Origin of the sequence: Helicobacter cinaedi PAGU611, from assembly GCF_000284635.1 — a bacterium.
Classification (GTDB): domain Bacteria; phylum Campylobacterota; class Campylobacteria; order Campylobacterales; family Helicobacteraceae; genus Helicobacter_C; species Helicobacter_C cinaedi.
The window spans coordinates 1825806-1848106 of record NC_017761.1 but is presented as its reverse complement, the minus strand read 5'-3'; the positions used below and the strand labels follow the sequence as shown (position 1 = coordinate 1848106).

Here is a 22301-nt window from a genome sequence, read left to right as displayed (position 1 = left end):
ATATTATACCGAATATTGCCATTAGTCTTGCCATTTTTGGATAATATGTGAAAAACGCTCAATCTGCTGATATTTAAGCGAACGCGTAATGGCAAGCATAGCCTCTTTGGCGGTATGTATATCATCATTAATAATAAGATAGTCAAAATCATCAATATGCTGCATTTCATTATGTGCTTGTATCAAGCGAAACTCAATGGTTTGCAAGTCATCAGTTTGCCTAGCCACAAGCCTTTGTTTTAGAATCTCTTTATTTTTTGTGGTGATAAACACGGATTTAGCAAAATCGCCAAAATATTCCTTAATGCTGTGATGTCCTTGCACATCTACATCAAAAAGCACGATTTTATCTTGTGCTAGAGCAACTTTAACAGGCTCTAATGAAGTGCCATAAAAGTTTGTATGCACCTCCGCCCATTCCAAAAAGACATTGTTTTTTATATCAGTTAAAAATTTGTCTTTATCAACAAAGTGATAATGCACCCCATCAATCTCACCATCGCGGATAGGACGCGTGGTGGTGGAGATTGAAAAATACACATCAGGGATAGAATCCATAATCGCCTTTGTAAGTGTGCTTTTACCACAACCGCTTGGTCCAGATATGATAAGCACCGCTCCTGTTTGCCCTAGAGTTTCCCTACTCATTTGCTCTTATCCTTAAAGCTAATGTTTATGGTTACTTCAAGCCCATCAAGCATTGATTTAAGATTATTTGAGCTTAAGCTTGAAATGCTACTTTGCACGGAGTTTGCTATCATATTTTTGACAATCTCTTGGGGCTGTGTATCCTGCCGAGTGCTTTGTGCCGGGGCAGATTCTGGGGCAGATTCTATTGTATCTTGTGAATCTAGGGACATATTTTCAAGGGCTTCATTATTAGATTCACTTAATTCATCAAGGGATAACAACTCTTTAGGGAGTTCCTCGCCGAGTGCTTCTGCGATTTGTGGCTCTTTAAGTGAAGTAAAATCAGCACTTTCTTCATCAAGGGCTTGAAGGGCTTTGCTAACTTCACTCACTTGTTCTTTATCAAGCACAGGCTCAGCTAAGCTCACTTTTTCCACATTATCAAGCAAGTCATTTTCTAGTAAGCCTTCACTTGAAAACTCATCATCAAGTGGTATATGTGAATCTGCGGCTTCTTGTGTGGCGTCCTGTTGTGTTTCATCATTTGTGTCAAGGGAATCTAGCTCATCTAACTCATCAAGGCTAAGTGTTTCATCGCCCAAATCGCTTAAAGATTCTGTATTTTCTGCTTCCAAATTTTTTTCATTCTCTTCGCTCAAAGATTCTCCACCTAAGTTTTCATCAGCAGAATCTGCAGATTCTATATTGTGTTCTATTTCGTTTTGAGATTCTATGTCGTCTAACTCTGTTTGTCCTAGCTCATTTTCAAGCCCTGCCAAATCTCCCAAACTATCCAAATCATCTAAGTTATCTAACTCGCCCAAATCATCAGCGTTTTGTGTTTGTTTTGTTTCCCCTAGATTGTCATTTTCCCCTGCGTCATCATTGAGATTTTCCAAATCATCTAAACCGCCCAGCTCATCTTGTGTAGATTCGGCACTTTGTGTTTCTGCAATTTCTTGTGCAGAATCTAGATGTGCCATCTCATCGTCCAAATTCTCCAAATCATCTAATCCTTGAGATTCTGTCTTTATGTTTTCTTGTGTTGAATCTTTAGAATCTTCTTTTGTCTCGTTTGCCAAATCCAGCTCATCAAGGTTAAGCTCATCATCTAAGCTTAAAGATTCTGTTTCATCTTGTGTGTCGGTAGAATTCTCTTCAGTTATGGAATCTGCAGTGCTTTCAGTCAAACTTTCATCTTGTGTCAAGTCATCTAAACCGCTTAGATCCCCTAAATTATCTAAATCCGCCGTATCTCCAGCTTCACTTACCGCCTCTGCTTTCTTTTCCGTCTCTACTGAATCTGCCATAGATTCAGTATTTTCATCATCACTGAAGCCCTCCGACTCATCAAGCCCACTCAAATCAAGGTTAATATCTAGCCCCTCATCTAAAGTCGCTTCGGGGTTTAGCTCATCGGTCGCTTGTTCTATATCAAGTGTCGGCTCTTCAGTCTCTATATTTTCTGCTTGAGAATCCCCACTATCCCCACTTTCTGTTTCAATAGATTCCTGTTTTATTACATTGCTAGAATCTACATTAGAATCCCCACTGCTAGAGCTTTCAAGGTTATCATCAAGCAAGTTGTCAATCTCTTCTAGCCCTTTATCTAGGTTATCAAGCTCAATAGGGGCATTCTCTGTGCTATCTAAATTTTCCCCATTTAATGCCGCATCAAGCTCTGCTCCAAGTGCCGAATCTACTGAGTCTAAAGGCGTTTTTTCAGGGTTTTGTGCGGGGGCTTGTTTGCTAAGCTGTGCGGTGAAAATATCCAAAATACTCGTTGGTAAAAAGGGCTTTTGCACATAGTCATCAAACCCTTCAATCCTTTTGACTTGTTTGTTGTAAATAAGGCATTTCCGCTTGTCTTTGAGTGCGTCTGTATAGGCTTGTGAATCTAGCCCAAAGCAATCATCATCAACAAGGATATAATCATACTGCTCTAGGTTGGCAAGTTGTCTAGATTCTGTAATTGTGGTGAGATCTGCCCCAGCTTTTTTGGCTGTGATTTCAACGAGTTTTTGAACGATTTGATTGGTATTGATGAGTAGAAATTTCATATACATTCCCCGCTTTTATTGCTTTTTGTGTAATAATAGCCTATGATTATAACTAAATCCACAGCACAAAGGAATAAAATGCAGGCAAAAATGGCAAAAATATTGAGAAAATGTAAGAATTATGTGTTTGTGGGGATAATTCACACTTTTTTGCTTACTTCATTTGCGTTTTCTGCTCCAAATGATACGCTTTATATACTGCCCTATGAGCAAAAACAAGCTTTAAATACATTGCAGGGGGCGTTAAGAAATGCAAAGCGTGAGATAAAAATCAGCATTTATAGCTTTACAAATAATGATATTGCTAAGATTCTAAGAGATGTGGCAAAAAGGGGCGTGAGCGTGGAGATTATCTTTGATAAAGAAAGCAATATGGAGAATAAAAGTTCAGTCATTGGCTATCTAGCAAAGTATAATAATATTTCCGTGTGTCTGCTAAGCGGGGTGAAAGCCAGAAACGGCAAGTATTATGGGATAATGCACCAAAAAATGGCGATTATTGATGATGAGATTTTAGTGCTTGGCTCGGCAAATTGGAGCAGAAACGCTTTTGAAAATAACTTTGAAGCTCTGCTTTTTAGTTTTGAGCCTAATCTTGTCCAAAAGGCAAATAACGCATTTGCAAAAATGAAGCAAAATTGCTTAGGATTCTAGGGAGTGGGGTGTAAGGGTTTGGTTGTTGTGCGTGTGAGATTCTAAAAGGGGATTTTGCGATAAAATCCCCTTTGTTTGTGAATCTTTCAGTTTAAAAGGAGCGAGTTTATTTTTCACCACAATCAAAAACTTGAGCGTGGATTCTATGAGAGAGCAGTTTGCCATTTATTGCGTCGATTGGTAAGCCGTCGGTGCATTTTATGGTTTGTTGCGTTTTGCCTTTTTTGCCTTCAAGCACGACACTGCATAACACTTCTTCATTGGTAATGTTAAGCATAATTCTTTTGCCCACTCCTGCTGCATCCCCAGCTTCATTTCTAAGGTCGTTTAATGCACCCTCCCTTAGTAACTCTCGTGTTGCTCCTCTTGTGCCATTTGTATTGTCTTTACCTTCAACCTCACCTAAAATTTTGCAATTATAGGGGGTGCTTTTGGCGATAGTAATACCTTTGCCTTGTTGTTCTAGGCTTTTTGGTTTATAGTGTAGCAACTCAGGGACGGGGTCTCCACAACCAACAACTAAAAGTCCCAAGCCAAATGCCATTCCCACTTTGAGTGCAATAGATAATGTCGGGTTTTTCATTTTTTTCTCCTTGTTTTTGTATTTTCTCTTGGCGAGTGTAGGATTCTAGGTAAAAAATATTTAAAATAATATTTATTTAGAAAATATTTACCCAATTTGATTTAAAAAACTTTTTGTGTAGATTCTAGCCCAAAAGAATCTAAGGGATATAATGAAATACACACAGCAGGATATGGCACGCATTATTGATGTTACACCAAAGACTTTGAGAAATTGGCGAAAGCATAAGCCAGAGCTTTATAAGCGTGTGTTGCTTAGTTTTAAATACGATGAGATTATTGAAGATTTGCAAAAATGTATCAAGGAGCTACAAAGCCTAGAGCTTAAGGAAAGGTAGATAGAATCTTAGCCTTAGTGATGATGCTTATCAAAAGAGAGAATAAACATAGAATCTAAAAAGATTCTATGTTGTAGTTTTTAGAATAGCGGAGCGATGGCAAAGCCAAGAGCTACGGCAAATACGATAGCTATAATACCCGGCAGTATGAAGCTATGATTGAAAACAAACTTGCCAATGCGTGTAGAGCCGGTATCGTCCATTTGCACCGCTCCAAGTAGCGTAGGATATGTAGGAAGCACAAATAATGCCGACACAGCCGCAAAACTTGCTACCAAAATATACGCAGAATCCGCATTTGTAGCGGTGATACCGAGTGCAGCAATCACAACCGGCATAATCGCCTTAGCCGTAGCCGCTTGTGAGTAAAGCAACATACTCGCAAAGAAAAGGGCTACTGCCAAAAGTGCGGGATAATCGCCCACAAGTTTGCCGGCTAAATCGCCAATCTCTGCTTTGTAGCCATCAACAAAAGTATTGCCAAGCCAAGCCACACCTAAAACGCACACACAAGCTGTCATTCCCGCCTTAAATGTGCTTGCATCAAGCAGTTTGCCGGTTTCTACCTTACAGAAAATCACAATCAAAGTTGCAATCATCAGCATAAAGCTCATAATCGCCCCATCGCGTGGCAATCGCACAGGATCAATATAGCTTTTTACCATTGCTGATAAGTTTGCTAACATTCCATCTTTTTGTGCGAAGTCTAGCAGGATAGAATCTAGCTCCCCTACCATAGAATCTAGCTTAGATTCTATTAGTTCAAGGGCTTTTTCATTCTGCTCATTTTTAGCAATAGAATTTATCTCGTTTTTTGCGGTGGCAAAGGCATTTTGAAGATTTTCTATATCATTTGGATTTGCCTTAATCGCAGGGATAGAATCTATATAGGTTTTCTTCAAAGATTCTAGCGGTGTGCTAAGGTTTTGTTTTTCTAGTTTTAATTGCTCACTATCTTTTATTGCTAAAAGCGAAGTTGCTTCATTCTTTATAGAATCTAGCTCATTATCCACATACACTGGGATATTTTTGCTTACAGATTCTAGCATAGGCTTACGCACGACATCAGATATTGAAGTGGCATAAATCACCACGCAAAGCACACCCACAAGGAAGATCCCAACACTTAGCTTTGCTCCCTTTTTTAGCTCAATGTGTGCTGCACCATTTGCTGATTTCACAAGCCCAGCTTTTAGTCGCTCTTGATACACAGGGTCTTTACTCAAATCAAGTGGGAAAAACTTACTCACCACAAAGGCAGTCAGCATACACGCACTGAAAGTTGTAACAAGCCATACTAAAAGCAAAGTAGGATAGCTCCAGCCAAGCGGCTCTAGCACACCGGTCATATACACTACCGCCGCACTTACAGGGCTTGCGGTAATGGCGATTTGACTAGAGACAACAGCGATTGAAAGAGGGGCGGATGGCTTAATATTTTGTTCCTTTGCCACTTCCACAATCACAGGTATCATAGAAAAGGCAGTATGCCCAGTCCCTGCTAAAAATGTCAAAAAGTAAGTAACCGTTGGGGCAAGGTAGTTAATGTATTTTGGATTCTTTCTTAGAATCTTTTCAGCCACCTGCACCATATAGTCTAGCCCACCAGCAAGTTGCATTGCCGCAATTGCCGCAATAACTGACATAATGATAAGGATAACATCCCAAGGAATAGCTCCGGGCTTCATACCCAAAAAGAGACAAAGCACAACTACGCCAAAACCACCAGCGTAGCCTATCGCCATACCGCCAAGCCGAATACCGATAAAAATAGCTCCAAGTAGCACGGCAACTTGAAGTATAAGCACTAACATTTCCATTGTAATCCTTTGATTTTTGCATTAAAAAGTTTTAGAATCTACTTTAAAGATTCACAAGTTTTACTTTGTGTTCAATCTAAATTTGTGTTTTTTAAGATAGCAATTCGCACATAGAGTAGTTCTTGCCTTAAAAAACACAAAAATAAGTATTGCCTAGTGAAAACCTAGAATCTAAACTCTTGTTATATTAAGCATTTGATGAAATACCTTTTAATTTAAATTTATTTTGAAATCCAAACTCTTAGGCGGTTCGCTTCGCTCAAACATAACAAGTTGTTAGAATCTAGAATCTAAAACAGCTTGTCATACTGAGCCTTTAGGCGAAGTATCTAAAACTTTAAAATCTAAAAAAGATATTTCGCCTACGGCTCAATATGACAAGAATCTAGATTCCATACAAGATACTAATATGAATACTTGCGGAAGTATCTTTAAGGTGTATTTTGGGCTATCTCGCATAATAATGTAGCTACTTAAGCTAATATTGCGGTTTATGAGAAACTTCCCAAAAATCAAAATTTTAGGCTCTTGCCTTTGCACTCAAAGCCTAAATTTCTTACGCAAATGGCGAATTTTTTTGAAACTTCGCCTTATCTTCCGCACTCATATGAGGATTTAGCATATTTTTTGGTTGGAAAATCTCATCTAACTGCTCTTTGCTTAAAAGCTTTCGCTCTAATGCGATTTCTTTTACCGGTTTGCCTGTTTGCAAAGATTCTTTAGCGATGGATGCAGAGTTTTCATAACCGATATATGGATTCAGTGCGGTAACGATACCTATGCTGTTATACACAAAGTCGCTACATACCTTTTCATTTGCTGTGATTCCATCGACACATTTGCTTGCAAGGGTAAGCATTGCGTTTCTCATCATAGAGATAGAGTTAAAGAGTCCATAGGCAATAACCGGCTCAAATACATTGAGTTGTAATTGTCCGCCTTCACTCGCAAAGCTCACAGTTACATCATTACCAATAACCGCATAGCACACTTGATTGACCACTTCTGGAATCACGGGATTTACTTTTCCGGGCATTATGGAGCTTCCGGGCTGCATTTTAGGGAGATTTATCTCATTTAGCCCAGCACGCGGTCCAGAGCTTAAAAGTCGCAAGTCATTGCATACTTTAGAGAGTTTTACCGCTACTCTTTTTAGCACACCGCTTACTTGCACATAAGCACCCGTATCTTGTGTCGCTTCAATCAAATCATCAGCGGTTTTGAAGGGGTGTCCTGTAACTTCGCAAAGATATTTTTGCACGATTTTTGGATAGTTTGGGTGAGAGTTTATCCCCGTGCCAATCGCTGTGCCGCCCATATTGATTTCTGTTACAAGGCTTCTTGCCTCTAGCACTCTAGCAATATCTTCGCCCATCATCACCGCAAATGTATGAAACTCCTGCCCTAAAGTCATAGGCACAGCGTCTTGGAGCTGTGTGCGTCCCATTTTTAGCACATCTTTAAACTCTTTTGATTTATTTTCAAAGGATTTTTTAAGCACTTCCATATCTTTAGCAAGGGCGGATAACTCATCATAAAGGGCTACATGGATAGCTGTTGGGTAAGAGTCGTTTGTAGATTGAGAGAGATTCACATGGTCGTTTGGGTGGCAGTGTTGATAATCACCCTTTTTATGCCCCATAATCTCTAAAGCAAGGTTTGCTACCACTTCATTGGTATTCATATTTGTGCTAGTTCCAGCCCCGCCTTGGATCATATCTACGACAAATTGATCTCGTAATTCCCCAGCGATAAGCCTATCACAAGCCTTACAAATGGCATCTTTTTTTGTGCTATCTAGTAGTTTTAGCTCATTATTTGCTAGAGCCGCCGCCTTTTTTACCTGTGCGAAAGCTTTAATAAAGCTTGGGTAGCTACTAAGCTTATCGCCTGTGATGTTGAAGTTTTGCAAAGCTCTAAAAGTTTGCACTCCATAATACACATCATCAGCAATTTCTAGTTCGCCTATAAAATCGTGTTCTACGCGTTTTCCCATAATAAACTCCTTTGGGTGAGATTGTTATCACATTATGATAACTTCGGTTAGGATTCTATGCCTTAGAAACTGAAAAGAATCTAAAAGCTATAATTTTTTACATTTTTTTAAGATAAGAGAGATGTTTTTTACAAATCCTTTAAAAAATTTTAAGAAATATATCAGCTTTATACACCTTGGGGCAAAACCCCAAAGTTTTGTTTCAAGCTTTTTGTCATTTTGAAGTTTGTAGATTCTAAAAACATTTTGTGTGATTAAAAATCAAGTGTTACATTGAGCCAATATCGTCTGCCATCAAGGATAAAGCGGTAGTTGTTGGCATACACACCACCTTTATTGTCTGTGCCGACTTTATCAAAATCAATAAAGCTATGATTTAAAAGATTGTAGATTCCAGCGTTTAAGCGAACAAAGTCATTAATCCTATATTGTGCGCCAAGGGTAAGCACGACATAGTCTTTGTAGTATTCTTTGTAAGCAATTTTATCTGTGTTGCTGTAAAAACTATTATTTGGCGTTTTTGCTTTGTATTCTGTGCGTAAATAAGCACTGAAGTCTTTATACGCATAGCTAAGCTTTGCATTAAGAGAATGCTCTGGGATAAAGGAGAGTTTCTGCCCTTTTGTCTTGCCTGAAGTTACTTCTGTGTCTGTCCAAACATAGCTTATATCAAAGCCCACGCCATAAATAGGCTTAATCCCAAAGGTGCTTTCAACCCCTTGTGTATAGGCAGTATCGGCGTTATAGAGTTGATTGCAGCCATTGGCATAGATGCTATTGCCACAATAGGTGTTAAATGCTTCGCCAGAAGTTACTTTCTGCGAAGTGATTTTGTTTGAAAAATTATTCCTAAAGCCTGTAACACTAAAATCCACATAGTCATTATCAAATACTAAGCCTAGCTCGTAGTTGATTGAAGTCTCTGGCTTTAAGTCCGGATTCCCTAAAAAGCCCAAAGCCCCTTGACTCCCATAGCCATACACACCGCTTACAAGCTGGTTGGTATAAGGGGTTTTATACCCTGTGGATACACCACCTTTGAGCGTTAGGCTATCTGTTATATCAAGCACACCATAGATTCTAGGCGATATGTGATTGCCAAACTTTGTGTTATAAGTATCTCGCAATCCAAGTGTAATTGTAAAAGGCTCAAAAATATTCCACTCATCTTCTACAAACGCACTTATAGTGTGAAAGCCAAATCGGTTTGGATTTGCCGCTCTATCGTGCATTTGCTCACTGCGATACTCTGCCCCAATATTAAGATTATTATAATCGCCCAATGGGAGCAATAATCGTGAATCTAGATAAATATCCTGCCCTATAATATCGCGATTTTTGCCCACATCAGGATCGGCGGTGTATTTGCCCACGACCTTGCGTCCAAGATTGCGCATATCCATATATTGCAATGAAGTTTTCCACTTCCCAAAGCTATAATCCCCATCGTGTCCAAGTAGCCCCACAAGCTTAGAAACATTTATATAATCAGTATATCCACCTGTCAGCCCATCACCATTATTGCTTGTATTTGAAGCGGTGTGGCGTCCAATTTGTGCCTTGCGATTGTCAAAAGTGATTTTTGTATAATCTACATCAAAAATAAAGGTGTTTTTAGAATCTGGCGTATAGTTTAGCCTTGTGCCGATATTATAAGCATTGCTTTGAGCGCCAAAGAAGGTTGTGGTTGTGCTGCCATCATTTGTTTTAAAGGTATTTCCCGCTTCAGAGCGATAGAGATCGCGTAGTCTAAAATTCATACCTACTTTTTTGCTTAATGCCCCTGCGGCGTAGAATGAGGCTTGATAGGTGGATTGGTAAGTTTTAGATTCAGGAATATTTGCTTCAAGGCTTAATGTCGCACCCCATTTTTCTGGGATTTTTTTCGTTACGATATTCACCATACCGCCCATCGCATCACTGCCATAGAGTGTGCTCATAGGTCCGCGTATAACCTCTATCCTTTCAATCGCACTAAGGGGGGGCATAAAGGCATTATACATAGAATCCATACCAAAATTACTTGTGGCGATTTGTCCGCCCGGCTTTGTGCGTCTGCCATCTACAAGTAAAAGTGTATAGTCTGCTGGCATACCGCGTATAAGGAATGAAAATCCTCCAAGTTTCCCCGCACTCGCATCAATCTCAACACCGGGCACATTCCTTACTGCTTCGGCTAAATCGCGATAAGGCATTGTTTGCAACTCTTCTTGGCTAATCACGGTGGTAGAAGCCGGCGTGTCTTTGACAAGCTTTTCACTGCCTGAAGCGGCGGTAACAATAGATTTATTGAGCTTAACATTGCGAGAGGCTGAATCTTGAGATTCTGCTTGTGTGGAAGTTTGGCTTAGCGTATCGGCTAGGGCAAATGAGCCAAAAAGACAAACTAGCCCTCCTGTTGTTAAGATTTTACCATTCGTTAAAATTCTGCTTATCGTTTTCATTTTATTCCTTTGTGTGAATTATGTGTGAAAGTGGGAGAATAATATAACTCAGCTTAAAATATAATTAATTATAGGAATAATTATTAAGTTTTTAAAGATAAACCAAAATGAGAATTGAGATAGGTTTGTTTCAGGCATTTTAGAATCTTAATAAACATCTAGGCAAGTGAAAAATATAAAAATAATAAGAGTTTTCATAAACTTTATGTTGTGTCAGTCAAAGAAGTCAAATGTGGAAAAGGGTTAGAATTTTTAGATTCTAGACAAAATGAGAGTTTGATCTAGAATCTAAACTTGAGAGATATAGGGCTTTATTGTTAAAGATTTATTTTGACACGGATTATCAAACCTCTTAGTTCGCTTGAGTGATGACGCCTCCACCCAAAACGCAGTCATCTTGATAAAGCACCAAGGCTTGTCCTTGAGCCACGCCATAGGCAGATTCTAGTAATTTTGCGTGGATATATTCGCCTTGTATGTTGATTTCTGCTTTTAAAGGCTCACTGCGATACCGCACCTTTATATCATACACTCCGCCATCAAAGGCTTGTGGGAGGCTTTTATTGAGGGCTTGTATAGAATCTATGGTAAGCTCTTCTTTTGTGCCGACAATGATTTCATTCTTTTGTGGGTTAATCGCTTTGACATAATGCGGCTCGTGTGAGCCAAAGACGCTAAAGCCCTTGCGTTTGCCGATAGTGTAGTGCATATAGCCCTTATGTGTGCCAACCGCCTTACCATTGCTATCCCGCACAATACCTTCCATATCCACCTTTTCGTGGAGTTTTAAAATATCAATATAGCTATCTTCTACAAAGCAAATCTCTTGAGATTCTTTATAAGTCTCTAATGTCCCAAGGAAAGGCAGGAGTTTAAGGGCGGTTTTTTTTACCTCTTCTTTTGTAAATGTCCCAAGTGGAAAGATGATTCTATCTATCGCACTTTGTGGCAGGGCGTAGAGAAAATAGCTTTGGTCTTTTGTATCATCAAGTGCTTTTGCTATGCGTTTAATGCCATTTATCTCTTTAATCTGTGCGTAATGCCCCGTAGCGATAAAGTCGCAACCTAACTCATCAGCCTTTTGTAACCCTAAGCCAAATTTCATTAGCGGATTACACACTGCACAGGGATTTGGCGTCTGCCCTGCTTTGTAGGATTTCACAAATGCGTCATAGACATTCTTTTTAAATTCCTCACGCAAATCTAGCACTTCAAAGCGGATTCCAAGCTGACTAGCGACTTGTTCGCAATTTTTAATGTAAATTTTATGTTTTTTTTCTTTATCGTGGAGTTTGAGATATAGCCCTATGACTTCATACCCTTGAGATAAAAGCAAATGTGCACAATAAGAGCTATCTACACCCCCGCTCATAAGCAATGCTACTTTTTTCATTGAAAACCCTTTGTGTTTATTAGAAGAATGGCGAGTATAGCATTTGCAAGTAAAAGTTATGTAAATCGCATAAAACGATATTTATGCTATAATCCAGCCTTTTGTGTAAGCTATAGCGATTTTAGATGAAAGTAGGAGTGTGTAAAAGTGATTTTAGAGCACGAGCTACCGCAAGGGAGCAAGTTATATTTTGATACCGCAGCAAAGCTAAAACGAGATATAGAATCTTGTGCGATTAGGGCGTTTTATGAGAATGATTATAAAGAGATTGTAACGCCAACTTTTAGCTTTTTAGAACATCAGGGCGATATTTTTAATCGTGAGCTTGTGCGGCTAAGCAGTGAAAGCAATCATCAAATTGGGCTAAGGTATGATACGACACTTGATGCTATGCGTATTGTTACGAAGCGGATAACGCGTAGCAGTGAGCATAAGAAGTGGTTTTATATCCAGCCGGTATTTAGCTATCCTACGACTGAAATTCATCAAATTGGAGCGGAGCATTTAGGCGGAGAAAGTCTATCGCCGGTAATGTGCCTAGGTATTGGAATCTTAGCCGAGCTTGGGTTAAAGCCATTTTTACAAATCTCAAATATGAAGATTCCGCTTTTATGTGCTAAACATAGTGGTGTGAATCTTGAAGTCTTTGCTTCAAATAATGTGGAGCAACTTTTGCAAATGCCTTCATATATTGCTAATCTCACGCGTGTAAAGACTAAGCAGGATTTGATTAAAGCCATAGCAGATTCACCTGTGTTTTTAAAAGGGGAGCTTGAAAGACTACTAGAGTGTGCGAGTTATTGCGAGTATGAAAATAGCATTTTCTCTCCCCTTGCGTATGCGCCTAGCTCATATTATGGGGATTTATTTTTTAGAATGTTTTTAGGGAATGCGACTTTGCTTCAGGGGGGCAAATATAGTGTCTTTGAAGATGGGGTAGAGAGTGTAAGCTCGTGTGGCTTTGCGATATATACTGATGAAGTGGTTGAAAGCCTTTTAGCGTAAATTGTGAGATTCTATTTTTTTAAGGAGATTAAAGATGGCTGATTTGATTGTGGGGATTCAGTGGGGCGATGAGGGCAAGGGAAAGATTGTTGATTTATTAGCTAGTGGGTATGACTATGTGGTGCGTTACCAAGGGGGACATAACGCAGGGCATACAATCGTGGTGGATTCTAAAAAAATTGCTTTGCATTTACTTCCCTCTGGAATCTTATATCCACAATGTAAAAATGTCATCGGCAATGGCGTTGTGATTAACCTTGAAGCGTTGTTAAAAGAGATGAGTGCGTTTGAGAATTTGCAGGGGCGATTGTTTATTAGCGATAAGGCACATATTATTCTGCCATACCACGAGATTTTAGACAAAGCAAAAGAAAAGAGCAAAAATACAAGTGCCATTGGCACGACAGGCAAGGGCATAGGACCTTGCTATGGCGATAAGGTTTCACGCAATGGTGTGCGACTAATGGATTTAAAGCATCCTCGAATTTTAAAAGCAAAAATAGAATCTATCTATCAACAAGCCAAATATGCTGAAAGTCTCTATGGTGTGGAGCTACCAAGTGTGGAAGATGTGATTTCGCATTTAGAATCTTTAAGAGAGCAGATTCTGCCTTTTATCACAGATACGACACAGCTTTTATGGGAGGCACAAAAAAGGGGCGAGAAGATTCTATGCGAGGGGGCGCAGGGCAGTATGCTAGATATTGATCACGGCACATATCCGTATGTAACAAGCTCTAGCACCATTGCCGCAGGGGCTTGTAGTGGTAGCGGACTTGCCCCACGAGATATACAAAAGGTTATTGGCATCGCCAAGGCATACTGCACAAGGGTGGGCAATGGCGTGTTCCCAACCGAAGAGCTAGGCGAGATAGGAGAGAGACTAAGAGAATCTGGAGGCGAGTTTGGCACGACAACAGGCAGGGCTAGGCGATGTGGATGGTTTGATGCTGTGGCGGTGCGGTATGCGTGTGCGTTGAATGGTTGTGAGAGTTTGAGTATTATGAAGCTTGATGTGCTTGATGGATTTAGGCGTATCAAAGTCTGTGTGGGCTATGAATATGAGGGCAGGGAGATAGGCTATATCCCAACAGATTATGAATGTGTGAAGCCTATTTACAGGGAGTTTGAAGGCTGGGACAAAACTTGTGGAATCCGCGATTTTAACGCCCTACCAAAAAACGCACAAATCTATATCAAAGAGCTTGAAAAGCTCATAGGTGTGAAAATCTCTATGATTTCTACAAGTGCTGAGCGAGAAGATACTATTAGGCTTTGAGAAGAATGAAAACAAAGTTTGGTGCGATTGTGAATCTTCGCAAAAATGATATGCAAAGGATTGAGCGTAGCATTATGCAAAATGAAAATAAAATCGCGAGTAAGCAAAGTCAAATAGCGGCGTTGCAAGAAGAATTTTTAGGGCTTAAAATGCCAAGTGGCGGGGCATTTTATGCTTTTAGGGCATTTGAAGAAACAAAAAATATGCTTTTAGCCCATATCGCCTTGCATTGTGCGGAGTTAGAATCTTTACAAGCAAATAAAGCCCTTTTGCAAGAGCAGTATAAAAAATCGCATATTGAATATGAAAAGGTAAAGTTTTTGGAAAAAAAAGAGCAAGATTCTGTGCTACAAAAGCTAAAAATGCAAGAGAAGTTTCAAAGCAATGAAATCGCACTTATGCTTTATAATAACGCTGGAGATAAGACAATAGGAGGCAGAGTGATATGAGGGCTTCTTTTTTCTATGGTGTATTGTGCTTATGTGTGGGGGTGCAGAGCTTTGCTGAAAACTCGCAATTGCTTGATTGTAGTATTATTTTTGAAACGCGTAAAAACGAGATAAAAACTCAACTTGATGAGATAGATGAGCGGCAACAAGCCCTGCAAGTATTGCAAAATGCTACGCAAGTGCTACTTGATGAAAAAGAGCGACAGCTCCAAGATAAGCAAAAAGAGATTGATGAGAAAATCGTTATCTTTGCTGAAGAGCAAGAGAAGGCAAAGGCGGAATTAGCGAGTTTGAAAGAGAAAAATAACCAAGAATTAGAGCAAAAAGAGCAGGAATTGCAGGATTTAATCACGCGAAATGAGGAGATTCTAGCCCAAATTAAACAGGTCAAAGATGATAAAATAGTCAAAGCTTATAAAGGTTTGAAAGAAGCCAAGGCAGCAGCTATTCTAGCTGATATGCCAGAATCTGAAGCGGTGGAGATTCTCTCACAAATGGAAGTGAAAGATATGACAAAAATTCTAGGCAAAATGGATACTCAAAAAGCAGCTAAAATCACATCACAAATCCGCCAAGTAGAACCAAATCGCTTAAAACAAAAAAGTGATTCTAAGCCAAGCCAAGATTCTAGCTCACAAGATTCTACACAGGCAGGAGATTTGCAAGAGAATGAAGTAAGCCAAGAATTAGACCAAGAGCCCACACAAGATACGCAAGATTCTATTACAAATGAAAATCCTACCAATGAATCTTCCATTAAAGATTCTTCCACCAATGAAAACCCTGCTGATAAAGAACAAAATACAGAATCTCAAGCCCAAGATAAGCGATAGACTTTTTTGTAAATAACGATAATTCCACGATACAAAAGGCTACATAGCCCATAAGAAACACTCCTTAAAATAACGCTTTTTCAGTTGATTTTAATAAACTTTGACTAAAATCAAAACATTCCTTAAGTGAATAATACCAAAAAGTCAAGGAGGGTAAATGAGAGTATTTGCAAGAGCGATGATACTTGTAAGTATGGCGTTTGCGTATTCGTATGCGGGTGATGTGAAGTATGCTTCTAAGGTAAAATCCCTTTACAAAGATGGGAGTGATAAGGTTGTGGGAAGACTGCTACCAACAGCTCAGGTGGAAGTGCTAGAGCAAAAGGGTGATAAGGTGCTTTTAAGGATTGAAGGCTACGCACAAGCTGATAAGCAAGTGGCTTTATATTTTGTCCCTAATCGTAGAATCTTAAATGCTGGGTTTTCTAAAAATGCAGATGTGGAATTTAAGATTACCAAGTCTTTTAAAGAGAGTGAAAGTAAGCAAGAGTGGGTGAAAGCGAGTGTTGAGCTATGGAGTGAAAATGCGGATTTGGTAGAGAGTGTAGAGCCACTCTATAAGGAAGCACAAGAGCTTTTTGGAAACTGCTCTGTGTGCCACGCATTGCACCCGCCAAAGGAGTTTAATGCTAATCAGTGGCCTAGCGTTGTAAAGTCAATGAAAAGTCGCGTGGGCTATGATAGCAACCAAGAATACCTTGTGTCTCAATATTTGCAAAAAAATGCCAAAGATATGCCAAAAGATAAGTAAGGAGGGCGTGATGAGTAATATTAGCAGACGACAAATACTTCAAGCAATGGGGAAGGGACTAGCAGTCTTTGCTCTTGTGCCTTTTGTGGGCTGTGATGATTCAAGCAAAAAGGCGAGTGTAGAATCTGGACTAAAAGCATTTAGCGAAAATCTCGTGTTAGATGGAGAGGTGATTACGGGTGCACATTGGGGTGTTTTGAAAGCCACGATTAAAGATGGCAAAGTTATCTCTAGTGTCAATGCCTTGCAAAATAGTGTGTCAAACCCTTTACATAGCACGATTGCCGATTTAATTTACACACCTACGCGTATCAAATATCCAATGGTGCGAAAATCCTACCTTGAAAATCCCGCCTCTCCAAAGCCGGAATTGCGTGGAGCTGATGAGTGGGTGAGAGTAAGCTATGATGAGGCTATTGCACTCATTGCCAAAGAGCTTAAGGCAACCTACAAGCAAAAGGGCAAGGAGGGTGTGTTTGCCGGGTCATATGGCTGGAAAAGTAGCGGGAATCTGCACAATTCCAGAATCTTGTTGCAAAGATTTATGGGTATGGCAGGTGGCTATGTGGGCGTAACGGGAGATTATTCTACCGGGGCATCGCAAGTAATTATGCCTTATGTCGTGGGAAGTATAGAGGTGTATGAGCAGCAAACTTCTTATCCTATGGTGCTAGATAATTCTCAAGTGGTTGTTATCTGGGGTGCTGACCCTATGGCGACTTTGCGAAATGCTTGGGCTTTGAACGAAGGCACGGGACTTGACTTTTTTGAAAAGCTTAAAAAATCAGACAAAACGCTCATTAGCATAGATCCTGTAAGGAATATGACTTGCGATTATTTGGGAGCGGAGTGGATTGCTCCCTTGCCAAATACTGATGTGGCACTAATGCTTGGCATTATGCATACAATGCTAAAAACAAATCAATATGATAAAGAGTTTATTGAAAACTACACGCAGGGCTTTGATAAGTTTAGTCAATATCTTTTGGGCAAGAGTGATGGTGTAGTCAAAGATTCTGCGTGGGCGTCTAAGATTTGTGGTATTTCAGCACAAAAAATAGAATCTTTAGCCAAACTCTTTTTCAAAAATCGCACAATGCTAATGTCTGGCTGGGGAATGCAACGCGCTCATCACGGCGAACAAACACACTGGGCTTTAGTAACACTTGCGTGTATGATAGGGCAGATTGGGCTGCCCGGTGGTGGGTTTGGCTTGTCCTATCATTACAGCAATGGTGGCTCACCTACAGCTACGGCTCCGGTTGTAGGCGGAATAAATCTTGGTAATGTCAGTCAAGGTGGTGCAGAGTGGCTTATGCAGGGCAGTGAGAATAATTTCCCATTAGCGAGAATAGCCGATGCGTTGCTGAATCCGGGCAAGAGCATACAGCACAACGGCAAGACAATCACTTATACAGATATTGATTTTATCTATTGGGCTGGTGGGAATCCGCTCGTGCATCATCAAGATACAAACACTTTCCTTAAAGCGTGGCAAAAACCTAGGACGATTGTAGTCAATGAGATTTATTGGACGCCAACAGCACGACACGCCGATATTGTTATGCCAATTACCACAAGCTATGAACGCAATGATATCTCAATGAGTGGGGACTACTCAAACCTACATATCGTGCCGATGAAACAGCTTGTGGAGAAGCAGTTTGGAGCCGTAGATGACTATAAGGTCTTTTGTGATTTAGCAAAGGCGTTTGGCGTGTATGATAAGTTTAGCGAGAATAAAAGCGAAATGCAGTGGCTTGAGGAATTTTATAATCAAGCTCTCACTCAATCAAAAGGCTTGTTGTTAGAACTACCTGATTTTGCAAAGTTTTGGGAGGCAAATGAGCCACTTCAGTTTGAGATTCCAGCTGAATCTGAAGCATTTGTGCGATATGCGGACTTTAGAGAAGATCCAATTTTAAATCCGCTTGGGACAGATTCTGGCTTGATTGAGATTTATTCTCAAACGATTGAGAAATATGAGTATAAAGACTGCCCGGCACACCCCACTTGGCTTGAGCCAATAGAATGGCTAGGTATGAAGGATAAGCCAGCAGAATTTGCACTTATTACCTCTCACCCAGCATTAAGATTGCACTCTCAACTTGCCAATACTTCACTGCGTAAAGAGTATGCTATTGGCGATAAAGAGCCTATTTGGATTAATCCAAAGGACGCACAGGCTAAAGGCATTAAAACAGGTGATATTGTGAGTGTGAGTAATCAAAGGGGCGAAGTCTTAGCAGGGGCGTTTGTAACTGATGCAATTAAGCCCGGTGTCGTGCGTTTGTGTGAAGGGGCGTGGTATGACCCACAAGAGCCGGGTAAAGTCGGCAGTATATGTAAAAATGGCTCACCAAATGTTTTGACTTTAGATATGCCAACCTCTGCTCTTGCTAATGGTAATATCGCACATACAGGACTTGTGAATATCAAAAAATATGAAGGTAGCCTTGAGCCAATAAGCGTATTCACTCCACCAAAGGGTGCTTAAATCCTCTTCTCAAATATAGAATCTTGGCAGCGTATGCTTAGATTCTATGTGAAGTTTCATAGAATCATCTTAAATTAAGCAAGCAATGAGTGATTTTGACTTATAATGCGACCCTTTGTTTATCTGCAATATCTACATAAAGGAGAGCAAATGGAGCTAAAACTTGCTAAAAACACACTCAATACCAAAAACAAGACAAATGCGGTGAAAATAAGCTGTGAAGATATACTTAAAAAACTCACGCAGGGGGAAAATATCTTTTATTTTGATAAGGAAAATTCCCATAAAGATATGCAAAAGGCGTGTGCATTTTTTCAAAAAGCGGGGCATAGCACATATCTCAATGAAGTGCGTTATGCGTTAGATGAGGGCAGTTATATTTATGAGCTTCATATTTTGTAATTTTTAGAATCTATATATCAAAGACTAAGTTTATGAAGCTTTTTATACAAACTTTGGGCTGTGCGATGAATGAGCGAGATTCAGCACATATCATTGCTGAATTGAAAGAAAAGAAGCAATACACACTTACTGATAATGCTAAAGAGGCGGATTTAATCCTTATTAACACCTGCTCTGTGCGTGAAAAGCCTGAAAAAAAGCTATTTTCGGAAATTGGGCAGTTTGCTAAGGAGAAAAAATCTGGCGCAAAGATAGGAATCTGCGGCTGCACGGCTAGTCATTTGGGCGAAGAGATTATTAAGAAAGCTCCTAGTGTTGATTTTGTGCTTGGGGCTAGGAATGTCTCTAAAATCACGCAGGTGCTTGATCGTCCAAAAGCTGTGGAGGTAGATATAGACTATGATGATAGCACTTATGTGTTTGCTTCATCACAAGATATGGGGATTAAAGCTCATCTTAATATCTCAATAGGCTGCGATAAAAAATGTAGCTATTGCATCGTGCCTTTCACGCGTGGCAAGGAGATTTCAATTCCCATAGATTTGCTTGTAAATGAAGCTAAAAAGCTTGTGGCAAATGGGGCAAAGGAGTTGCTTTTGCTAGGGCAGAATGTCAATCATTATGGCGTAAGGTTTTCTACCCCGCATAAAAAGACAAACTTCACAGAGCTTTTAGCGACTTTAAGCGAGATTGAAGGGCTATATAGAATCCGCTTTACTTCACCGCATCCCTTGCATATGGACGATGAGTTTTTGGAAGAATTTGCTAGGAATCCAAAAATTGCTAAAGGCATACATATTCCTTTGCAGAGTGGTTCAAGCCAGATTCTAAAAATGATGAGACGCGGCTATGATAAGCAGTGGTATTTAGACAGAATTGCAAAGCTTAAGTCCCTGCTCCCAAATGTTGGCATTGGCACGGATATTATTGTAGGCTTCCCCACTGAATCTGAACAAGACTTTGAAGACACAATGGAGGTGCTATCAATCGTTGAATTTGATACGCTTTATAGTTTTGTGTATTCTCCGCGTCCGCATACAAGTGCGTATAGCTATGATAAGAGTATGCTTGTGCCTCAAGAGGTGGCTAAAGAGCGATTAAGTCGATTACAGAATCTCCATAAGCAGATTCTACAAAAAAAGGCACAAAAAGAAATTGGCTCAATCTATGAGGTGCTGATTGAAAATCACCGCGATGATGAGGGGCAGACTTGGAGTGAGGGGCGGAGCAGTCAAAATAAACTTATAAAGATCCTAGGCAGAAAATGCCCCATTGGCTCAATTATTCAAGTCAAGGTTACCCATAATGATGGCGGTGGGCTGTATGGGGAGTTTGTAAGAGAGCTAAGTTTGGAACAAGCCTTGCAAGCAAATGTATATAAAAGTGTATAAATGGCAGTGATTAGTCGCGAAACAAAGCGTAAGATTCTAGGTAAAATTATTCCGCCGTTGATGCTTGTGCTTGTGTGGGTTTTGTATATTTTAAGCCGACATCGCTTTTTTATTAGCCCACAAACAAGTGGTGAAAATATCATCGGTGCATTTTGGCACGGGGAATTTTGTATGCTACCATTTTTGTATAAAAAGCTAAGAAAACAAATGCAGCAGGGGCGTGATAAAGGATTTTACATTATTGCTTCCCATCATTTTGATGCACAATTAATGGTGAGTTTATGCGAGTATTTTAAGCTCAAGCCTTTGCGTGGCTCAACAACGCGAGGTGGGCTAAAAGTGCTTATAGATTCTCTTAAATTGCTTAGAAATGGCTACGATATAGGTATCGCCCCTGATGGACCAAAGGGACCATATCACAGCATAGGCGATGGCGTAATAGCAATGAGCCAAAAGACGCAAAAACGCATTATTCCTATGCGTGTGGTGTATAGTCGGTATTGGGAGTTAAAGACTTGGGATAAGTTTAAGATTCCAAAGCCATTTTCAAGGATTGACTTTTATGCCCTAGATGGTTTTGTCGTGCCAAGAGATATGAATCTAGATGATGCAAAGGCTTTGCTTCTTTCACATTTAGAAAAGGAACTCTAAATGCTTATTGATTTTGGAAACTTCATTAAAGTTTTGCTACAATAACTCAAAATGTGAGCCTGAAAATGTGGAGTTTAAAATGTTGCGGAGATTGCTAAGTTGTTAAATTTTCTACTGAAACCATTCTTTTCTACCGTGCTTATTGGCGTGAATCTAGACGCAAAAGTCTGCTCACTCAAGATTGTTGTGATGAAAAATAAACGCATAAAAAGCACCATAAGCAAGGATTATAAAATCGTAGATAAAGAGCTACCTATGGAGGTGGCAAAGCTGATTAAAAGCTATAAGCGTAGGTATCCTTTTACCTATCTTAGTGCGATGAGTAAGACTTACAATCAAGGCTTGGCAAATTGTGCAAAAAAGGGTGATTTAATCAAATTTGGCGTAAATGCAAAAACTTCACGGATTGTTGAAATGTCAAATCAATGGCTTTTTTATATCCAACAGCTTGCGGTTGATGAAAATCGCGTGAAGTATATCCGTGCGTTAGGGCTAGATTATCTTTTTTCTCCTTTTGTGCTTGTGTATGAGCATATTAAGACAAGGCTAAGTTCAAAACTCAAACTTTATGTCTTACAAGAGAGAGCGAGTATTACACTTTTTGTTGCGGATAAAAAGGGTGTATATTTTGGTGGCTTTTTTATGATGGGTGGGGAGCTAGAACAAAGCGAAGATGAAAGTCTCTCTGCGGTTGAGGTGCATTCTTTACAGGAAATAAGCAGTCTAGATTCTATCCTTGGCTCTCTTGATGAGCTGAATGAAATTGGTGAGCTAGAGGACTTGGACGCGGAGCTTATTAGAAAAGAGTTTGCTCCACAAGAAGTGGATACGCAAGAGCAACAAGAGATGGAAATCTCTCGCTTAGAGGGCTTAAGAGACTTGGCTCGTGCTTCAAATGCGGCTGAGATTCTAAAAAACTCCATTAATGAGTTTTATAGCAATCCCATTTATGCAAGCACACAATTTATAGAATCTATTGTGATTTTAGATACCTATGGCATTACAAAACAAGCTGTTGAGCATTTGCGTAATGCGTTGATGCTTGATATTGAGGTTAGGGCGTTAAATATCCCAGAAGCCTTAATCGCCCTAGCACAAGCCGAGCTTAGCGGCACTCAAGGGTAGA

The 22301-nt window shown here is 39.9% G+C and carries 19 protein-coding genes and 2 pseudogenes; 12 read left to right on the top strand and 9 right to left on the bottom strand.

Annotated features, from left to right (window positions below; translation table 11 throughout):
- Positions 1-21: 21 nt before the first annotated feature.
- Entirely contained in the window at positions 22-648 is a 627-nt protein-coding gene (gmk, locus tag HCN_RS09350; RefSeq protein ID WP_014667340.1) for a guanylate kinase, read from the bottom strand.
- Positions 645-2690, bottom strand: a complete 2046-nt coding sequence (locus tag HCN_RS09345) for a hypothetical protein (RefSeq protein ID WP_232501863.1) — start codon at positions 2688-2690, stop codon at positions 645-647. Before HCN_RS09345 ends, gmk begins: the two co-directional genes overlap by 4 nt.
- Positions 2691-2789: 99 nt before the next feature.
- Here HCN_RS09345 and HCN_RS09340 point away from each other — a divergent pair, with 99 nt between their 5' ends.
- The gene (locus tag HCN_RS09340) at positions 2790-3344 is read left to right on the top strand and encodes a phospholipase D-like domain-containing protein (RefSeq protein ID WP_408605639.1); all 555 of its coding nucleotides are present in this window, start codon (positions 2790-2792) and stop codon (positions 3342-3344) included.
- Here HCN_RS09340 and HCN_RS12440 read toward each other — a convergent pair.
- Both HCN_RS12440 and HCN_RS09335 read right to left on the bottom strand, forming a co-directional pair.
- Positions 3333-3461, bottom strand: coding sequence for a hypothetical protein (locus HCN_RS12440; RefSeq protein ID WP_267891749.1), 129 nt, complete (start codon positions 3459-3461; stop codon positions 3333-3335). The two genes, HCN_RS09340 and HCN_RS12440, sit on opposite strands and share 12 nt — an antisense overlap.
- A complete protein-coding gene (locus tag HCN_RS09335) occupies positions 3451-3927 on the bottom strand; it encodes a DUF4156 domain-containing protein (protein WP_014667337.1) in 477 nt (158 codons plus the stop codon). The genes HCN_RS12440 and HCN_RS09335 overlap by 11 nt, the downstream gene beginning before the upstream one ends.
- Before the next feature lie 151 nt (positions 3928-4078).
- Between HCN_RS09335 and HCN_RS09330 the strand changes: the two genes are divergently transcribed.
- The gene (locus HCN_RS09330; RefSeq protein ID WP_002955833.1) at positions 4079-4264 is read left to right on the top strand and encodes a hypothetical protein; all 186 of its coding nucleotides are present in this window, start codon (positions 4079-4081) and stop codon (positions 4262-4264) included.
- A gap of 80 nt (positions 4265-4344) precedes the next feature.
- Here the strand turns inward: HCN_RS09330 and HCN_RS12665 are convergent.
- The 5 genes and pseudogenes from HCN_RS12665 to mnmA all read right to left on the bottom strand — a co-directional run.
- A pseudogene (locus tag HCN_RS12665) lies at positions 4345-4917 on the bottom strand (anaerobic C4-dicarboxylate transporter family protein); the annotation flags it as partial.
- A gap of 402 nt (positions 4918-5319) precedes the next feature.
- Positions 5320-6084 (bottom strand): annotated as a pseudogene (locus HCN_RS12660) (anaerobic C4-dicarboxylate transporter family protein); the annotation flags it as partial.
- Positions 6085-6640: 556 nt separating this feature from the next.
- The gene (gene aspA / locus HCN_RS09320; protein WP_002955830.1) at positions 6641-8080 is read right to left on the bottom strand and encodes an aspartate ammonia-lyase; all 1440 of its coding nucleotides are present in this window, start codon (positions 8078-8080) and stop codon (positions 6641-6643) included.
- 254 nt (positions 8081-8334) lie between these two features.
- Positions 8335-10524 (bottom strand): TonB-dependent receptor domain-containing protein, encoded by a 2190-nt coding sequence (locus HCN_RS09315; RefSeq protein WP_014667336.1) that lies wholly within the window; start codon positions 10522-10524, stop codon positions 8335-8337.
- 352 nt (positions 10525-10876) lie between these two features.
- Positions 10877-11917 carry a tRNA 2-thiouridine(34) synthase MnmA gene (mnmA, locus tag HCN_RS09310; RefSeq protein ID WP_002955828.1) on the bottom strand — a complete coding sequence of 347 codons (1041 nt, stop codon included), beginning with the start codon at positions 11915-11917 and terminating at the stop codon, positions 10877-10879.
- A gap of 147 nt (positions 11918-12064) precedes the next feature.
- Here mnmA and HCN_RS09305 point away from each other — a divergent pair, with 147 nt between their 5' ends.
- The 10 genes from HCN_RS09305 to HCN_RS09260 all read left to right on the top strand — a co-directional run bounded on the left by HCN_RS09305 (position 12065) and on the right by HCN_RS09260 (position 22300).
- Positions 12065-12922, top strand: a complete 858-nt coding sequence (locus tag HCN_RS09305; protein WP_014667615.1) for an ATP phosphoribosyltransferase regulatory subunit — start codon at positions 12065-12067, stop codon at positions 12920-12922.
- 34 nt (positions 12923-12956) lie between these two features.
- Complete coding sequence (locus tag HCN_RS09300) at positions 12957-14201, top strand: adenylosuccinate synthase (RefSeq protein ID WP_014667335.1); 1245 nt, start codon at positions 12957-12959, stop codon at positions 14199-14201.
- 5 nt (positions 14202-14206) lie between these two features.
- Positions 14207-14650, top strand: a complete 444-nt coding sequence (locus tag HCN_RS09295) for a flagellar export protein FliJ (protein ID WP_002955825.1) — start codon at positions 14207-14209, stop codon at positions 14648-14650.
- Positions 14647-15483: a MotE family protein gene (locus tag HCN_RS09290; protein ID WP_014667334.1), complete on the top strand. Its 837-nt coding sequence runs from the start codon at positions 14647-14649 to the stop codon at positions 15481-15483. Before HCN_RS09295 ends, HCN_RS09290 begins: the two co-directional genes overlap by 4 nt.
- Before the next feature lie 157 nt (positions 15484-15640).
- A complete protein-coding gene (locus HCN_RS09285) occupies positions 15641-16234 on the top strand; it encodes a heme-binding protein (protein ID WP_014667614.1) in 594 nt (197 codons plus the stop codon).
- Positions 16235-16244: 10 nt separating this feature from the next.
- A complete protein-coding gene (locus tag HCN_RS09280) occupies positions 16245-18731 on the top strand; it encodes a molybdopterin guanine dinucleotide-containing S/N-oxide reductase (protein WP_002955822.1) in 2487 nt (828 codons plus the stop codon).
- A gap of 150 nt (positions 18732-18881) precedes the next feature.
- Complete coding sequence (locus HCN_RS09275) at positions 18882-19133, top strand: HP0268 family nuclease (protein ID WP_002955821.1); 252 nt, start codon at positions 18882-18884, stop codon at positions 19131-19133.
- Between the two features lie 32 nt (positions 19134-19165).
- Positions 19166-20524, top strand: a complete 1359-nt coding sequence (gene miaB, locus HCN_RS09270) for a tRNA (N6-isopentenyl adenosine(37)-C2)-methylthiotransferase MiaB (protein WP_015453847.1) — start codon at positions 19166-19168, stop codon at positions 20522-20524.
- Positions 20525-21175: a lysophospholipid acyltransferase family protein gene (locus HCN_RS09265; RefSeq protein ID WP_014667333.1), complete on the top strand. Its 651-nt coding sequence runs from the start codon at positions 20525-20527 to the stop codon at positions 21173-21175.
- A 99-nt stretch (positions 21176-21274) separates the two neighbouring features.
- Complete coding sequence (locus HCN_RS09260) at positions 21275-22300, top strand: hypothetical protein (protein WP_041309558.1); 1026 nt, start codon at positions 21275-21277, stop codon at positions 22298-22300.
- Position 22301: the final 1 nt, after the last annotated feature.

Excerpts from the sequence above, each read along its gene's own strand:
- gmk (WP_014667340.1), bottom strand. The coding sequence starts at position 648 with ATGAGTAGGGAAACTCTAGGGCAAACAGGAGCGGTGCTTATCATATCT.
- HCN_RS09345 (WP_232501863.1), bottom strand. The coding sequence starts at position 2,690 with ATGAAATTTCTACTCATCAATACCAATCAAATCGTTCAAAAACTCGTT.
- HCN_RS09335 (WP_014667337.1), bottom strand. The coding sequence starts at position 3,927 with ATGAAAAACCCGACATTATCTATTGCACTCAAAGTGGGAATGGCATTT.
- HCN_RS09330 (WP_002955833.1), top strand. The coding sequence starts at position 4,079 with ATGAAATACACACAGCAGGATATGGCACGCATTATTGATGTTACACCA.
- aspA (WP_002955830.1), bottom strand. The coding sequence starts at position 8,080 with ATGGGAAAACGCGTAGAACACGATTTTATAGGCGAACTAGAAATTGCT.
- HCN_RS09315 (WP_014667336.1), bottom strand. The coding sequence starts at position 10,524 with ATGAAAACGATAAGCAGAATTTTAACGAATGGTAAAATCTTAACAACA.
- mnmA (WP_002955828.1), bottom strand. The coding sequence starts at position 11,917 with ATGAAAAAAGTAGCATTGCTTATGAGCGGGGGTGTAGATAGCTCTTAT.
- HCN_RS09300 (WP_014667335.1), top strand. The coding sequence starts at position 12,957 with ATGGCTGATTTGATTGTGGGGATTCAGTGGGGCGATGAGGGCAAGGGA.
- HCN_RS09295 (WP_002955825.1), top strand. The coding sequence starts at position 14,207 with ATGAAAACAAAGTTTGGTGCGATTGTGAATCTTCGCAAAAATGATATG.
- HCN_RS09290 (WP_014667334.1), top strand. The coding sequence starts at position 14,647 with ATGAGGGCTTCTTTTTTCTATGGTGTATTGTGCTTATGTGTGGGGGTG.
- HCN_RS09285 (WP_014667614.1), top strand. The coding sequence starts at position 15,641 with ATGAGAGTATTTGCAAGAGCGATGATACTTGTAAGTATGGCGTTTGCG.
- HCN_RS09280 (WP_002955822.1), top strand. The coding sequence starts at position 16,245 with ATGAGTAATATTAGCAGACGACAAATACTTCAAGCAATGGGGAAGGGA.
- HCN_RS09275 (WP_002955821.1), top strand. The coding sequence starts at position 18,882 with ATGGAGCTAAAACTTGCTAAAAACACACTCAATACCAAAAACAAGACA.
- miaB (WP_015453847.1), top strand. The coding sequence starts at position 19,166 with ATGAAGCTTTTTATACAAACTTTGGGCTGTGCGATGAATGAGCGAGAT.
- HCN_RS09265 (WP_014667333.1), top strand. The coding sequence starts at position 20,525 with ATGGCAGTGATTAGTCGCGAAACAAAGCGTAAGATTCTAGGTAAAATT.